Origin of the sequence: Microcoleus sp. B3-A4, assembly GCF_036705385.1 — a bacterium.
Taxonomy (GTDB): Bacteria; Cyanobacteriota; Cyanobacteriia; order Cyanobacteriales; family Microcoleaceae; genus Microcoleus.
The window spans coordinates 12971-29276 of the sequence record NZ_JAUBUI010000074.1 but is presented as its reverse complement, the minus strand read 5'-3'; the positions used below and the strand labels follow the sequence as shown (position 1 = coordinate 29276).

The following is a 16306-nucleotide window of genomic DNA, read 5'->3' as shown; positions in this document are numbered from 1 at the left end:
ACGGCACTATACTTGATTTACTTTTTTGTACATCATACCTAGTTTATCACTTTTTCGGTCTTAAGTAAACCGTATTGGTTTATACTGCCCGATCCCAAAAAAGCCCCCTTCTACTACTCATAAAATTTTCAGGAGCAATAGAAGAGGGTTAATTATGAAGAATAATTTCAACTTTAGGCAACCTCAAAAATTACCTTATTGCAAATTTTACCAGGTTAAAACCATTAATTTTTGGTTAAAATTTCAAGAAGGATGGAAATTTTTCGATAGAGCCTTTACAAATCACTAGAATTGCAGATTGTTCTAGCCTCTACAAGCAGTTTGCTTTGCGGGATGTGTGCATCTAGGTAGGCTAGAACTATCACTTCTTCCGCTCTTAGGGGTACCGGTGTCACCAGATGTTATAGGAGTCGAACCTGGTTTAGCCATAGCACGGGAAGCAAAAATGTAGGTGCAAAAACTAACAACTATAGAAGCTGCGATCAGCAGTTTAAGGGAAGATGCCCATTTTGTGTTCATGATTTGACTCCTTGAGAAATAGGGCTGTTTTAGCTTGCAGAGCAACAACTCATTCAGCTCTACTATTAAATACAAGGCAGTCGCTAACCATTTCGGAAACTCTTGTCAACGAACATGATAAACTTTTGTACAGTTTATCCTTCTATCTCATAAGCCGTCTATTACAGGTTGTAGCAGCTTTATAAATGCTTCCGTCGCCAAGCATTCCGAGAACAAGTGTTCTTGGCGTCTAGTGCTATCCCTTTAGGCTCTTTGAAAATAGGATGATTGTGCACATTATCGCAAGCAGTCTGGAGCCATCCTTTCGAGTTGTTATTAGGCCATAACCTCAGTTCGTTAGCGTCACTACCGCTGACAATGTGCTTACCCTTGGGGCTAAAGGCTACCGAGTAAACTTCTCCTAAATGTCCTTTGAGAACTGCTTGTAGTTCATTCTTGCTTTCGTTGTTACTGTCGAAAGACCATAACTGTACTGTCCCGTCCTGACCGCCACTGACAATCTGTTTCCCGTCAGGGCTAAAAGCAACTGAGTAAACCCAACCCCGATGCCCTCTAAGAGTATTAAGTAGCTCACCTTTTATAGACCATGATCGAATTGTAGAGTCAATGCTACCACTCACGATGTATCGACTATCAGGACTAAAGGCGACAGAGTAAATTCTTGCCGAATGTCCTTCCAGGATTTTTAACAACTTTCCCTCAGCAGACCATAATCGAACTGTCTTATCGTCGCTGCCACTGACAATATATTTTCCATTAGGACTATAGGCAACTGAGTTAACTGGTAACTTATGTCCCTTAAAGATAGATAATAATTTACCCTGATTTCTTTCGAGAGACCACAAGTATACATTCTTATCTGCACTGCCACTAATAATGTATTTTCCATCGGGGCTAAATGCAACTGATAGAACCTTGTCAGGTTGCTTTAAGGTAGTTATCCAACCATCCTGTATAGACCAAACACGAATTGTATTATCCCAACTACCACTGATAACATATTTACCATTTGGGCTAAAAGCAACTGAGGATATAAAGTCTTTGTGTCCTGGAAGGAGAGGGAGTGAGTCCCCCTGAATAGTCCACAATCGTAGGGTAGAATTGTAATTGCCACTAGCGATATATTTGCCATCAGGACTAAAAGCAATTGATAGGATTTTTCCTGGCTCATCTTCAGTTTTTTTTAGCAATTTATTTGGTTGTCCATCGGTAGACCACACTCGTACAGTTTGATCTCCGCTGCCACTAACAATAAATTGACCGCTGGGGGTAAATGCTGTTGCAAGGACTTCCCTCTCGTGTCCTCTCAGAGTAGCTAGTTCTACTAGAGATCCATTTATAAAATTCCATAAACGAATTGAATTATCAAAACTGCTACTAATGACGTATTGCCCGTTAGGGCTAAAGGAAACTGAGGCGACTTGATCTTCATGCTCAGACCTTGTATCAAGTAACTCACCTTTGATCGACCATAATCTTACAGTTCGGTCAATACTACCGCTGAGCAGGTATCGACTACTGGGGCTAAAACTGACTGATAAAACCGGACCCTGATGTCCTTTAAGGGTATTTAGTAATTTACCTTCAAGAGACCATAACCGCACAGTATTGTCTTCACTACCACTAACAATAGATTTGCCATCCGGACTAAAAGCTACTGAACGAACTCCTTTTTGATGACCTTTGAAGGTCTTGAGTAACTTACCTTCACTAGACCATAAATGCACAGTTTGGTCTTGACTACCAGTGGCAATATATTTGCCATCAGGACTAAAATTTACTGAATATACCTCTTGTTGATGACCTTTGAAGGTATTGAGTAACTTACCTTTAATAGACCATAAACGCACGGTTTTATCTTGACTACCAGTGGCAATATATTTGCCGTCAGGACTAAAATTCACTGAATTCACCCATCCTTGATGACCTTTGAAGGTATTGAGTAACTTACCTTCAATAGACCATAACCGCACAGTTTGGTCTTGACTACCAGTGGCAATATATTTGCCATCATGACTTATCGCAACAGAAATGACCCACCCTTGATGTCCCCGTAGAATGTTGCGTTCTCGTACTGTATGGATTGCCTCAGGTAAAACACTTTGTAGCTGAGGCACAACCTGCTTCAACCTATCCTGGCTCTCTCCAGTTGCCTGAATAGCTAAAATTAGCCCATCCATAGGTGAGCCACTGGATAATGAAAGTTGTGCCCTAGCAGCTTTTTCCCGCAACGATGATACTTCAGCTTGATACAGTGCAGCGATCGTCAAACCGACCAGTCCAACTCCTACTGCCGTGACAATCTCAATGAGTCTGTAAGAATTTCTCCGTTGTTCAATCAAACTTTCCCTTACAAAACTGTCCTCTGTACGATTGAACCAGTTGTTGCCAATGAGAATTCGCTTTAGCTGTTCTAAGCGAGGATCGTCGTCCCAAAGGTACTGAACAGACTTTTCACGGGAACGTTTAGAAGACTCTGCTTTTCGTTGTTTGCGACGTTCTCGATCGAGTCGCCAATCCTGAACTTTGCAGATAAAAAAGGTTTCTGCTTGTCTCAAAATATTGAGCAGCGTTTTGTGTTCTTTTTCCTGTTCGTTTTTATTATGCCAGTCATTTGCTGCGACAGTTAACCGTTGTTGCAGGGCTAAATCGTCTTGCTGGTTCTTAATCCATTTTTGTAATTGATCCCAACCCCGCACTAGAAAATCGTGCGCTGGCTCCACGTAAACTGTTCCTGCTTCCTGTCCCTTCACCAGCAGGCGAGCCTCAACCAGTCGATCAACCACATATTCTACTCGTTTGCTTTCCTCGGCATCGGAGTAGGCTAATTCAGGCTCCGGCACCCGTCGCCGTGCAACTCCTCCCCCTTCGATCACCACCATCCGCAGCATCACCCGTCGCATCGTTGCTTGGTATGCCTTGCCCGATTCTTCGCCAAACTTTCTCACAAGGTTGTCATACTCCTCTGTTGCCCGACGAGTCAGCGCTCCTGCCACTCCGCCGAGTTCCTCATAGTCCTTGATTCGCAAAGCCCGATCGCTTGCATTATCCTTCGTCCAACGATCGTACAGTTTGATATACAGTTCACTCAAGGTAAACGAGAGCAACGGCAAGGCTCCCGGCATCTGCCCCACCTCATCAATCAACTTGCCCACCAACTCCGGTGGCTCAAAATACAACGCTTGCTTCAGGGCGGGTCCTTCGATCGCCTGTCGCAACTCATCCAAATTCATCGCCCGCACGGGGAATCGGGCATCTTTCCAGTAAGTCGAAAGCGGTGAGGAAAGAAAACGCGGTTCAAAGTCTGAGCGTAGTGTCAGCACAATATGCAACTGCTGGGAACATTGGACAATTGCCTCTCTCAGCACCTGCAAAAACGGCAGCCAAGGTTGAGCTTCAGCAGCACGTTCATCAGGTGTCTCGTCACCGCCGTGAGTTTCTGTTTTGCTCTCCTGGCTCATCGTAATCAACTCTTCAAACTGATCGATTGTTAACAGTAATTTGGCATTAGGATGACTATCACTCCACTTTTTAATAAGACTGGTGAGGTGTTGGGGTTCATTTTGTAGTCTATTACTCAGAGATTCTAGCTTTTCAAAAATTGCGCGATAAAGCTGCGAAAACTGTTTCTCTTCTTGGGAATTCCGGCACAATTTCTGGAGCTGCTGGAAGTAATCTGCAATCAGCAAAAGTTTAGCTTCTGGCGTTGCACTGTTCCAAGATTCTGCTAGTTTGACAAACACTGCATCCGTTGGTTCGTCACTATCATCTTGATTGTTTTTATCCTTGGGTTTGAACACTTCGTCTAGAAAACTCAATTGAGAGAGTTGCTCGATTAGTTCCGGTTTAGCGATGGGCAAAATGGCTCGTGCTAGAGCTGTAAATGGAAACCGATCCGGACGCATTGGATCGAGGATGTACCATTTTGATTCCTGCCTCAAATCAGGAATCAATCCTGCTTTAACTAGACTGGATTTACCGGAACCAGAAGCTCCCAAAACCACCGTGAGAGAACGATTGGGTTGAGAGAGGCAACGCTGGAGTTCTTCAACTAATATCATTCGACCGAAGAAGAAGTGGGCGTGTTTTTCATCAAACGATGCCAACCCGCGATAAGGATTATTGCTCTCGTTGAGGAGTGGCGCAGGCTTAAGTTGAGAGGACGTGAATCCAGGTCTAGTGAACACAAACTCTCCTCTGTCATACTCTAGCCTCATGGGATAGATTCCAGGTCTTTGACGTTCGCCAGAGAACTTGCTGACCTGCTGTTCTAGATACACATACAGTTCGTGAGCAGTAATTACGCCATCCGGGATCAAGTCGGCTTTGTTTTCGCCCAATCCCGACAGCAGTGCTAGCGCAAACGGAGAATGCAGTTCCTGCTTTTCATCTGCAACTGCACCGCGCTTGTCCTGGGCCAATTTAGCCACATCTAACGCTTCTTGGTCGTGCGCCGCCGAAGTCATCACCTGCCATGCTGGATAGCGAATGAAGCGATCGTAGTGTTCCCGCCGAACGGTTTCCAGAATCGGAATGATTTTCCGGCGACCTGCCCAGCGAAACGTTCCAGCAAAACAACAGTCCAGAATGACCAGCAAATGATGACACTCCAGTTTGCTTAGTGCCTCGTACACCTCAGACATGGCTAAAAAAGAGCCTTCTTTCTGCCAGTCTGCATCCTGTGGGACTAGATATCCTTTTGGACCATCTTGACTGTTGCGGGGAATGCCATGACCCGCAAAGTAGAAAATGAGGCGATCGCCTTTCGTCGGCTTGAGTTGATTAGGAAGAGTATCATTAAGTAGCGTTTGGAGTCCTGTCAGTGTGGCGGCTTCGTCTAACAGACGAATGACATTTTCAGGTTTATACTCGTACTTTTCTAACACATCGGCAAGCGCCTTAGCATCGTTGACTGGTGTTCTCAGACGGTGAATTTGAGGATGGTTTTTATAACGATCAATACCGATAACGACAGCTAAATTGCGATCGAAGTTCGTTTTGTTATATTCCCAAGTCACGGGTCTACCTCCACTGAATATTTTTTATCAAGCTCGCTACTCGGATACGGGCGCTCTCACCTGATTAAGGGCATCAAACCTGATGCCCCAAGCTTGTCGCCGCCACACCTAGTGAGATTGCGATCGGGATTCAAAGTAACTGCAAGTCCCGCTTCTAAATGTTTTGTTAGGGTTTGCAGTCACTGACCTGAACTCGTTGGCTTAAATTTAGCCACCTCAAACTCTCAGTCATTCTACAGCCCGATTTCCAAGCTATGATTGAGTGAGAGTGAATGTCACCTGCTTCGTTACCCACTCAGCATTCGGATTCGGTTTAGAGCGCACTCTACGACCTTCTGGTGGCGGATTCTCAAGATCGGCACCAATAGTACCTAATAGCTGGTTGAGAGGGTTAATCCCTAAACCCTTTTTATTGACTACGTTCTCAAGCTCTTCGTCAAGATTTCCTTTTTGACCTAAATCTTCATGGAGAGCAGGTAAGGTAAGCCAGTCGAATTGGGCGATACCGCGAGTTGCAAACAACTTGAGCGTTTCTTTCGCTTGTTTGTAGGCTTCGCCATCTGGCAATTCAGTATTCACGGTATCGTAAATCTCTTCTTTACTATCAAGGGGATAAAATATGTCTTCGTTTCTTTTGATAGAGAATTTATAGATCGCCCAAGTCGAGTCAAGGTCTAAGATCGCAATATTCAGGGGTTGAGACGAAGTATTTTTGATCCGCAAGACCATTGATTCACCCTTTTTTATCACAATATTGCTGGGATCTGCAAAAGGTTTACGGTTTACATCTAACAATTCAAATTCGACATATGTAGTAAGTTCTGAATCCGGATTGTCAAGAGATTGAACTGCCTGATATTTAGACAAATGAACTAAGCGTTTAACGAGAGCATTTTCCGCAAGTAAATCATCAATTTTTAGGGGGATTCCTAAGTTTGTGAAAGGAGTTTCACTAGAAACTTCGTACTCGCCATCTCGACCAACCGCCACTTGATAGTGAGACTTGAGAGTGTCGCCTGCTTTCACTTCAACAACCCAACCATTCCCTGTCAAAGCTTGCCGAACTTTCTCTAAAGCTTCCTGTTGTTTGTCAACTAACTCGGCTGGTAATTGATGCTCCTTATCACCTGCTTCTTTGTTATCTAACAAGAGGACTCGACGCACAAGATCGACGGGTGCAGCTACCAGGACAGCAGGAGCGCCTGGTTCGATTTTGCTCTCTTCTCCAACCTCAATGCCTCCCTCTTGAGGTTCTAAAACTTTAGCCACTGATTTTGAAGCTTGAACCTCTAAAATTTCAACAATCGCCAGTTGCTGTTGCCTATTGGAAAAATCTGTTGCATTCAGGGGGTAGATAGCAAATCTAGTACCACTACTGAGTCCTTGAGCTAACCCAGCATTCAGGGTGATTTGCTTTTGGTTGGAATCTACACTGCTAACAATCACGCTGTAGTGATGGGGTAAGTTGTCGTTCCCAAACACGGCGCGCGTGCCGTCACCGACTAACATGGGTAACTGTTGGGGAAACTTACTCTGAATTTGAGCGCAAACGCGCTCGTACAGCTTTCTGAAACTCAATCCTGGGGAACTGGTCGCCAGAGTCTGAATTAGCCAGTAGGTCAGCGCTCCATGTCGCTCCTTGCCGTCAAACGCATACTCGTAGGCATACTCATTGGGGCGGCAGGCTGCCAAAAGAAGGTAATTGTTTGCTGGCGGAATCCATGCAATGTCACCATCTAGTCCTCCAGTTTGAGCCTTCCAGTTTGCAATCAACTCCTCAAGCGGAGCAACCGAGCTTTCCTTGTCTCGGTGTGCTGTGTCGATTCCATCTCCTGCTCGGATAGCAGCATCGCCTCGGGTTGCTCCTCCAGAGTGACAGCTATCGATAATAACTGTGACAATCAACCCTTTGTCCGTCATCCGCTTCAAGAGCGTCGTCAACTCCACATCCCGCAGGTAGCGACCCTCGCGATCGCCAACATCCATTGGTACAATACCTTCATCATATTGGTCAGCCCCCCCCCTTAGCTCTGGATAGATGGTTGTCGCCCGTCCTCCATGTCCGGAGTAGTAAATATATACTTGCTCTCCTGGTTGTGCTATTTCTGTAATGGCATTAAACTTCGCCACAATATTTTCATAAGTTGGTTCCGAGTCTTTGGTTCCGATCGTTTCTGCGACTTCAGGATTTGGAGAAGTCAGCCTGAAAATCCGTTCTGATGGAATCTTCAGTGTCTGGGAGAGGTAGCTTGCTACAAGGTTAATATCACGCACGGCTCCTTTAAGATTCTTGTACAACCGATTGGGTAGGTAGTAGTCAATACCTATTAATAAGGCGTAAAAATTCAGTTTTTTATCGGGTTTGTCAGCCATTTTTAATTCATTGCTCCAGTATCTTTGTCTAATTCAGAGAGTTGCAGATCTGCCGAGTTCTGGAGCCGTAAGTTATAGCTCTTCAGAAAACTCAGCATATTCAGCAATGTATCTTTCCGTTCCAGATTTTGTTAACTAGCTCGCAAACAAGTCAAGCCATTTGTTCGCGGGTTTTGATAGCGACCATTCCGTCTGGCTTCAAACCCTTCTTCTGCTGAAATTCCTTGACAGCTTTATCTGTTGCTGGCCCAAATTCACCATCAGCCCCAACTACAATCCCAGCTTTTTTCAAGCCTTCCTGAAGCTTGAGTACATCCGAACCTTCCATTCGGGGGATCGTCAAGCGCAACGTTCTGGGTTTGTCATTCCACGGCGCTTTAGGAAACCCTGGAGCAGGAGAGAGATTAAGTGCATTCTCGGTTTGAGGACCAAAACCGCCATCTTCGCTAATCCTTTCATTAGGATGATTCTGATTCCAAAGCTGCTGAAATGCGAGGATTGATTTGCTGCGAAGATCGATCGTGCCGCCGCCTTGGTAGTCGAAGTGAGGTGGATCGCCTGGTAATGGATTCCAGCCATACCGCATCAAATAAACTTCCCAGCCTGTTGCATCTTCAATATCGATCGCTAACCCAGTTTGGTGGTTGCTGGCTCCCGGTGGAGCTACAGGATTAGAGTTGTTGAAGCGAGCATTATACAGCAACATTTGCTGAGCGATCGTGCGGTAGGCAGAGTTCACCTGCATAGTTTGACCTCGATCTTGAATCGCTCTCTGGAGTGCCTGTTTTGCAGGGGCTTGTACATAGGGAAAGGCTGCATCCAGCAAGTCTACATTGAGGTCATCAAAACTGACAAAGGCATCTGGCACAATCAGTTGGAGTTGATATATCAACTGCTGGGATAAGCCATTGACCACCGCCGTCGAAGACATGGGTGCATCTTTGAGCAATCCGGGAAAACTGCCTTTAATTTCCAACATATCCCGTTGGACAAATTCTTCACAGGCTTCGACAATTACAGGTTGATTAAAGAGAAGCTCGCTTGATTCAGTCATGGTTTTCTCCAATCTGTTTGAATTTAGTTACACAATCGATGTTATAGTCCCAATTCTTTTCGCGTTTGGGCACCTACAACACCATCCGCCGCTAGCCCTTTCTGCTGCTGAAACTGCCTCACTGCCTGGTCAGTATCATTACCAAATACTCCATCAGGTTCGAGATTGATTCCTGCTGCTTTCAAAGCTTTTTGTACTTGACGAACATCCTCACCTTGCATGACAGCATCGGTGAGTTTCAAGGTGCGAGGTGCTTCTGAGATTGTTTCACCTGTTACTTCTTCGCCTGTTCCTTCATAGGTTAAGAATGACTGCCAGGGATTTCCCAAAAAGAGTGCTCGTTCAGCCAATCGTCGGCGTGTCAGCCCTAGCCAGGGTTCACCATTTACCTTATTCCACACAGGAAACTGATTAGCTGCTCCTTGATAATTTCCCTGGTTCAAAAGCTTCAGAAGAGTTGAATCTCCAAAACCTCCTGGACCCACATTGAAGCAGAAACAAACCAGTGCAGAAAACTGATTGTCATTGAGCTGAACTTCAACGGCATCCTCAACAAAAGATTCAAATTTTTCTAAATCTAGGCGCAGCAATTCTTCTGCTTGCGTTTGGCTAATCGTCAGTCCTGGAAAAACATCGTCGCCAGTGTGTCCGTAACCAATTGTCCAAACTCCACCGCCATCATCATAAGCAGTCAGCTCGCATCCTTCAAACGTAGTGAGAAGCTTAAAGCCTTCTCCATTGATATGCTTTGAACCTCTGCGTTCTGCCACTTCAGGCGGTTGTTCGTCGGGAGGATTAATGTTGTATGTTTTAGCTACGCTGAACTTTAAAGCCTCGATTAAGGCTTTTACTTGCCCATTTGTCTCCGTGACTTTAACGGCTAGGTCGTCTTTTATTTCGTACACGCGACCATCGCCGAAGATTTCAAGTGATCTTGGCATTTTAGTTTTTTCTTTTGAAAAGGTAGATGAACTCGAAAGACGCATCCTCAAGATCCCGATCACCAAACTTTTGCCTGCCTCTCACAACGTGTGAAAAGATTTTATCAATTGATACTTGTTATCGAAAGTTTTTATGTGATCGGTGATTTCACTGACTACGCCTGTTCCAAAGTAGTTTCCGGTATTTTCTCTAACCTTTACAAAAGTTTATTTTTGCCGACCGAGAACGGTGTAGTGCTTGTTCTCTTTACCGATCGCGATCGCCCAATTCGACCACTATCAAATTACACTTATGAGTCCTGGACGTATCAACTAATCAACGAGCATAGTTGAAACCCACATTCCGCACCAGCAACGGGTAGCGTACAGTACCCCGTGCGGATAGAAGTGAATCAGGAGAGACAATAGTTAGTAATAATATTCAATAATTTGTATCAGTAAGCATAACCCTGTTGGCAATGGGGCCCGAAACAGCTCTCGATTCCACTCCCCGTCAACGGTTTTGACCCAATGAATCAGAAGAGTGGGTTTGCGGCTCGGGGAGTGGAGGCGTGAGCTTACTCGTGACGATATCACAAAGGCTTTAGTTTTGTGGAATTTAGCAGCAGGGCGGACAGTCACAGCCGCCGCCCCTGCAGAAACCAGATTTTAGTTCGTCAATTAATCTTTGCTTCCGCGCTAGATTTTTCAGATGCGGCAGCTTCCTTTATCTCTGAAATCGCTTTCCGGCTGAAAATTTGGAAGTAAAGAGAAACAAAAAACTCTTTGACTGGAAAAACGATAAAAGTCAAAGGATTAATGGTGACGATGATATTGCGGGCATCGGCTTTAGCTTGTTTGACAACTTGCTGTGCTACCCAGTCAGGAGACATGATACCGATCGGGTTTAAGTTGCTTTTAAACGGCCCTAAAATGAGTTTGCGAACGATGCAGGGCGCGTCTAGCCGCCGCAGGGTGACTAAATCTCCTAGGGCGCGCTTGCTGAGTTCGTACAGGGGACTGACAGCGGGAATTACTTCTGCTTCGGAAGTGTTGATCCAGACTTCTTTGCAAGCGATGTTTTCGTTAGTGCGGACTGTTAAGAAAAAGAGTTCCATCAGTCGCCACGCGGAAAAAGTGTTAATTTCGTATGAGTTGGCGATCGCCTCTCCTGTTCTTTCTCCGTGTACATTAATTCCGTGATTGATGACGAGAATATCGATTTTTTCTAAAAGTATGGCTAAGTCTGCCTCTTGGCCAGCTTGCCAAGTTACGGTTTTTACAGGTAAATTTTCGCCGTCTACATCCAAAGTAATTTCCTCATTTCCCGAGGTGAGGGCGATTGCTTTTGCACCAGCTTTGTGCAGGTGTTTGAGAAGCGAACGACCTAAAGTTCCCGATGCACCGGTGACGGCTACAGTTTTGCCTTTGAGAGAAAGTGCTGTACCCATAAGTTTATCTATTAAGGTGAAAGTACCGCAATAGTAAGCATTTTGATTGTCGAAATGATGCCGCCAGTGATAAGGTTTATTAACTAACCACTTGCCAGGGGGAGTAAGGAAGTCTCCCGGTTGGTGGGTGATGTCGGTTAATTCGTCTGCGCCTTTGATGCCGCACCCGCGGGCGATCGCGCTCAACAAAAAGCCTAAAGTATAAATACAACCCGCTGCTGCACCCCAGTGGTATTCCGGCAGCCCAAAATAAGCTACAACCCACAGCAACAAGCCCAAAAGCATCATCGCGGCAGCTTCAGGCACGTCGTGACGCCAGTGTGCTTGCTTGTAAATAGTCTCGCTGACGGGGGTCAAATTCGGGCGGAAAACGCGGTGATGCCAAGTGTGCAGCTTTTGCAGGGGTGCCCAATAATGGGACACGACGTGATAAAAGTCTCGTATTATTTCTGCCCAGCAGACAGAAGCTATTGCCACAGCGCCGACTATCCAGTAATTTACCATGCTCGCACCACTTTGAAATTTGAGATATTAGATATTGTCTGCTTTGAAAGATAACTCAAAATGGCTTTTATTGCTAGTCTGGCAATTGACTCAGACGTTTTAAAATCTGCAAAACTCGGTACAATTCATTGCCGGGATTGCGGATTACAAATTCTGGAGATAAGGCATACTGGGGAGTTTCCGCTCTGACTAACTTCACAAAAGAGAAGTTAGCACCTGTAGAAATCATCCCAAAAGTAGGAGTTTCAGGATTGGGATCTGCCAGCATATATGTCAGAAGTTGGGCAAGTGCTTCGTCAGTTGAAAACGAAAGTTGTTTGGATTCAATTACTGTCACCCACAAGTTTGCTTTCATAATTAGGATATCTATTCTGCCTTCGATGATTCGGCCTTCGTCTTCCTCTTGAATGGATATGGACTTTTCGGCTTTGACTTGAAAAGGAGACTCATACAGACCGGCAATAAACAAAATAGGGCTGATGATTGTTAGCTTGACTGCATTTTCCAATACAGGCGGGTTATCTACCAAGTTGAAGTATATGTCTTGCACGCGATCGAGCAATTGTTTTTCTGAGTCTGTTACTTCGGGTAAGTTTTCTTGCCATTCTCTGAAAAATTTACTGTTACGAACTCGCTGTAAACCGAAGTTATCGATTAGATAGCGGAGGTTTATATCTCTTGCTTGTACTTTTTGCATTATAATTAAGCAAGGCTTTTATGGTTATTAATAATAACCTTAGCATAATTTGAATTTTTAACCGCACATTAACGCAAATGAAAGAAGATGAAATTCCCAGTAAGTTAATTGTGGTGAGATGTCTGTTTATGGAGATTTTTGATCGGCAATTCGCTGTTTTTGTCCAGCGTGCATTTGCAGCAATTGCGGCACGGTTACAAAACGATATCCCTGCTGTTTGAGTTTGGGAATAATTGCAGATAGCGCCTCGACTGTTTGCTGGCGATTTCCGCCGCCGTCGTGCAACAATACGATCGCCCCCGATGTCGCTTGGGATAGCACGCTACGGGCGATCGCAGCGGCCGGAGGTTGCAGAAAGTCTTTAGGGTCGATCGACCAGATGACGACTACATAATTTTTCTTTTTAGCGTAATCTGCCAAACCGTTATTTAAACGGCCCCCGGGGGGGCGAAACAAAAAACTTTTTGCCCCAGTCGATCGATAAATATGAACCCCGGTATTATCAATTTCATCCGATGCTGTTTTTTCGGTAACATTGTGAGAATAGTGATGCCAAGTATGATTGCCGATCGCATTTCCCGTTTGCACAACTCTTTTCGCAATTTCTGGATACTCACGCAAATTTGCACCCAAGCAAAAAAATGTAGCTACCGCGTTATGTTTCTGCAAAATTTCTAATATTTTCAAAGTTTCAGGCGAAGGGCCATCGTCAAATGTCAGGGCGATAACTTTTGAGTTGTTAATACGGGCTTTATAAACTATTTGGCTGCGAAATTGCGCGGGCGGTGCGAAGACTAAAGGTTGTTCGGGAGGTTTGGGAGAGGAAGTGGCGGGGGGAGAAGAGGGTGTTTTTAGTTTTCGGGGTTTCAGCAGGTTTGGCGGGGGATTTTCAACGGGTGCGATTTGTTGGGCGAGCGAATTTGAGTTTGCAGTTTGTCGCGTTTCAGAAATAAGGGAAATTAGGGCGATCGATCCGATTAAGAACAAGATTTTTAGCGCCCATTGACTGGCCAATTTGGTACTCATTTGCCACAGCATTTATTTCTGATAATATAACTCTGGCTTACAGCTATGCCGAAAATTAGATAAAATTCAAGATACCGACGCATAACAACAGGAGAAAAGCCATGATTGCTGCCGCAAATCTCAGCCGCATCAGCATCCCTCCTTTGGAAAATGGCGATTTGCTCACCCGTGCCGAATTCGAGCGACGCTATACAGCCATGCCGGGACTCAAAAAAGCAGAATTGATCGAAGGAATTGTTTATATGGCTTCACCCTTACGCTTTGAACCTCACGCCGAGCCCCATGCGGATTTAATGGGCTGGCTGTGGAGTTACAAAATTGCTACTCCAGGCGTGCGTCTTGGCGATAACCCCACCGTGCGTCTCGACGTAGATAACGAACCCCAGCCCGATGCTGTACTGCTAATTGATTCCCGACGCGGCGGTGCAACTAGCCTCAGTGATGACGGCTACATCGTAGGCGGGCCGGAATTTGTTGCCGAAATTGCTGCTAGTACCGCTACGATCGATCTACGGGACAAAAAGCGAGTTTACCGCCGCAGCATGGTGAGAGAATATCTCGTTTGGCAAGTAATCGATCGCCGGATTGATTGGTTTTCCTTGCAGGAAGAAGAATATATTTCTCTGCTACCCGATGCAGAAGGAATTATCCGCAGCCGAGTTTTTCCGGGGTTGTGGCTGGCTGTTTCAGCACTCTTAGACGGGGATATGCCAAGTGCGATCGCAACTCTTCCAACAGGATTAAACAGTGACGCACATCAAGAGTTTGTCCAACAGTTAGCTGCTTTCCCGAATCCCGTTTTGTAGAGACGCTACAAATCGCATCTCTACAACAACTAATCCCCCTACAACCGGCAAGTTTGCCGTGCCCTTTCATCCTCCGGTTCTTGCCACCCAAAAGCAAAATGACTCACCGCATTAATTTGCGGCGTGGCCGAGCGAATTGCCCGCATTTGAATCTCCAAAGACGGCCGATTTTTCAGAGGTTTTCCCCAATCTCCAGCAATGGCAGGAATAATTTTTGCTCCCGCAGGTGCTAAACTCACTGTCCGCTGCACCTGTGGCACTATGCAGCTTACATCGCCGCAATTTCCGTAAGACATGGCGTGGAATTCCACAGCAGCCGGAAAGCTGTCCCAAGGCTGCAATCTCGAATCATATCCCCCTTGATTTATAGCTTGATTTGCAGTGGGAAAAAACACCGCTCCTACAGGAATTCCTATCCTTTGAGCTGGTTGAATAGCTATTCCAAAAAAATCTAAAATCCCTTGGACTGCGTGAGCAACGCTCAGTTTCCAGAGGTCTTTTTGCAGAATGCCAGTATCGGGAAGTGGCGGTATCGGTTGTGATCTGGGAGTTGTAGGGTTTGGCTTGTTAGCGGCGGGAGTTGTTGAGGCCGATCTTGATGCGGCATTCTCTCTTCTAGAAGGGGGAGTTGCTACAGAGATCGCCTGCGGAATTCGCCCCTGCCAAAGAGGTTCTCGCTCAGTTGGATACTGTTTGACTACTGCTTGAACGTCATTAGGATTGATAAATCCCTTAGTCAAATATCGCTGAATTAAATCTCGCCCTTGCTGATTGCTAGCCCGCTGCAAAAGAACTTGCTGCGATGCTGGGCCGTAAATCCACAAGTCTTGAACTTTGGTAGCAACTGAAGCGGGTCCGATGCCCCTTAGATAGCGAATGTAGTCGAATAACATTCCTTGCGGCTTGCGCTTGACTATTTGATTTACTAACAAAGTATAGTCTTGCCGTGCTTGTGGGTTGTACGGATCGATAAAGGCTTGATTGCCCGGAACTTCTCCGAAGTCCTCGTTAATTGCTGCCTCTTCGCTTACTGTTAAACTTGTCTGATTTTTACCGTTGATAGCGAGGGTTTGCTGTCTGTCTGGACGCTGAGCATAGCTATAGCCAAAGTTCATGGTAAATAACCAGGCGTAAACTTTTAAACCTCGCTGTTTGCCTTTGGCGATCGCCTTTTCTAACAAATCGTATTTCTCGTAACCGCGATTTCTCAAAACAGAAGGCCAAGCCGTAGGATTGTCTGCAACTGGGAGCAGCACTTGACCATCGTAAAACACTTCGACATAGACTTGGTTGTAGCCTTTATTCACAACTTTGTCTAATACTCGATCGATTTCTCCGGGCCTGACATCGCAGGGATACAAACGCAGCCAAACTGCTTGGGTTTCAGGCCAAGTTTTTTGGCGGCATTCTGCTATTTCCCGGGCGTGTTTGTTCAAAACAGCAAAATATGCTTGCTGAGATTCCCGTTTTCCTGACAGCGCGGCGCGGCGCAAGTCTTCTTTTTGATTGACCTGTTCTTGGGATAATTGGCAGTAGGCTGAGGTTTGGGCAAAAGCTGGTTGATTTCCGATAAACGGCCAAACAAGCTGGCTGATGAAGCTACTGGTTAAAACAGCAGTTACCGCACTGAAAAAGCGTCGCTGGTGTTGAAAATTCGCGATGCGAGTTGGTGCAATTTTCATGGGAGAATGGAATGGGGTTTTCTGGTTTAAATTGGGTGGCGATCGCAAAAATGCGATCGCGCTCAACAAGCAGCTACAAATTTTCTACTTTTTTCGGTTGACTTAGTTATGGCACAAGTCGATCGCACAATGCAAATTCTATCTGGCGGCTATTTAAATTCAATAAGGGCGATCGGGTAAGATAAGACTCGGCGATTAAACCGCTGCTATGTTATACAAACTTTCCTCTGCCTAACTCTTGGCGCGCAGGCACTCG

The 16306-nt window shown here is 45.5% G+C and carries 9 protein-coding genes; 1 reads left to right on the top strand and 8 read right to left on the bottom strand.

Annotated elements, in window-relative coordinates; genetic code table 11:
- Nucleotides 1–698 precede the first annotated feature (698 nt).
- The 7 genes from QUB33_RS22960 to QUB33_RS22930 all read right to left on the bottom strand — a co-directional run bounded on the left by QUB33_RS22960 (nt 699) and on the right by QUB33_RS22930 (nt 13562).
- Nucleotides 699–5537, bottom strand: coding sequence for an nSTAND1 domain-containing NTPase (locus tag QUB33_RS22960; RefSeq protein WP_333354747.1), 4839 nt, complete (start codon nt 5535–5537; stop codon nt 699–701).
- Nucleotides 5538–5789: 252 nt separating this feature from the next.
- Complete coding sequence (locus QUB33_RS22955) at nt 5790–7910, bottom strand: caspase family protein (RefSeq protein ID WP_333354743.1); 2121 nt, start codon at nt 7908–7910, stop codon at nt 5790–5792.
- Between the two features lie 151 nt (nt 7911–8061).
- Nucleotides 8062–8964: a peptidoglycan-binding protein gene (locus QUB33_RS22950; RefSeq protein ID WP_333354740.1), complete on the bottom strand. Its 903-nt coding sequence runs from the start codon at nt 8962–8964 to the stop codon at nt 8062–8064.
- A 41-nt stretch (nt 8965–9005) separates the two neighbouring features.
- Entirely contained in the window at nt 9006–9905 is a 900-nt protein-coding gene (locus QUB33_RS22945) for a glycoside hydrolase family protein (RefSeq protein ID WP_333354736.1), read from the bottom strand.
- A 656-nt stretch (nt 9906–10561) separates the two neighbouring features.
- Nucleotides 10562–11839 carry a bifunctional sterol desaturase/short chain dehydrogenase gene (locus QUB33_RS22940; protein WP_333354733.1) on the bottom strand — a complete coding sequence of 426 codons (1278 nt, stop codon included), beginning with the start codon at nt 11837–11839 and terminating at the stop codon, nt 10562–10564.
- 73 nt (nt 11840–11912) lie between these two features.
- Nucleotides 11913–12536, bottom strand: coding sequence for a restriction endonuclease subunit R (locus QUB33_RS22935; RefSeq protein ID WP_333354730.1), 624 nt, complete (start codon nt 12534–12536; stop codon nt 11913–11915).
- 126 nt (nt 12537–12662) lie between these two features.
- Nucleotides 12663–13562, bottom strand: a complete 900-nt coding sequence (locus QUB33_RS22930) for a polysaccharide deacetylase family protein (protein ID WP_333354727.1) — start codon at nt 13560–13562, stop codon at nt 12663–12665.
- Nucleotides 13563–13663: 101 nt separating this feature from the next.
- On the opposite strand from QUB33_RS22930, the gene QUB33_RS22925 reads away from it, so the two are divergent.
- Entirely contained in the window at nt 13664–14368 is a 705-nt protein-coding gene (locus QUB33_RS22925; protein ID WP_333354724.1) for a Uma2 family endonuclease, read from the top strand.
- A gap of 38 nt (nt 14369–14406) precedes the next feature.
- Here the strand turns inward: QUB33_RS22925 and QUB33_RS22920 are convergent, their stop codons facing one another.
- Nucleotides 14407–16050, bottom strand: a complete 1644-nt coding sequence (locus tag QUB33_RS22920; RefSeq protein ID WP_333354721.1) for a family 10 glycosylhydrolase — start codon at nt 16048–16050, stop codon at nt 14407–14409.
- Between the last annotated feature and the right edge of the window lie 256 nt (nt 16051–16306).

Excerpts from the sequence above, each read along its gene's own strand:
- QUB33_RS22930 (WP_333354727.1), bottom strand. The coding sequence starts at position 13,562 with ATGAGTACCAAATTGGCCAGTCAATGGGCGCTAAAAATCTTGTTCTTA.
- QUB33_RS22935 (WP_333354730.1), bottom strand. The coding sequence starts at position 12,536 with ATGCAAAAAGTACAAGCAAGAGATATAAACCTCCGCTATCTAATCGAT.
- QUB33_RS22920 (WP_333354721.1), bottom strand. The coding sequence starts at position 16,050 with ATGAAAATTGCACCAACTCGCATCGCGAATTTTCAACACCAGCGACGC.
- QUB33_RS22945 (WP_333354736.1), bottom strand. The coding sequence starts at position 9,905 with ATGCCAAGATCACTTGAAATCTTCGGCGATGGTCGCGTGTACGAAATA.
- QUB33_RS22940 (WP_333354733.1), bottom strand. The coding sequence starts at position 11,839 with ATGGTAAATTACTGGATAGTCGGCGCTGTGGCAATAGCTTCTGTCTGC.
- QUB33_RS22925 (WP_333354724.1), top strand. The coding sequence starts at position 13,664 with ATGATTGCTGCCGCAAATCTCAGCCGCATCAGCATCCCTCCTTTGGAA.
- QUB33_RS22950 (WP_333354740.1), bottom strand. The coding sequence starts at position 8,964 with ATGACTGAATCAAGCGAGCTTCTCTTTAATCAACCTGTAATTGTCGAA.
- QUB33_RS22955 (WP_333354743.1), bottom strand. The coding sequence starts at position 7,910 with ATGGCTGACAAACCCGATAAAAAACTGAATTTTTACGCCTTATTAATA.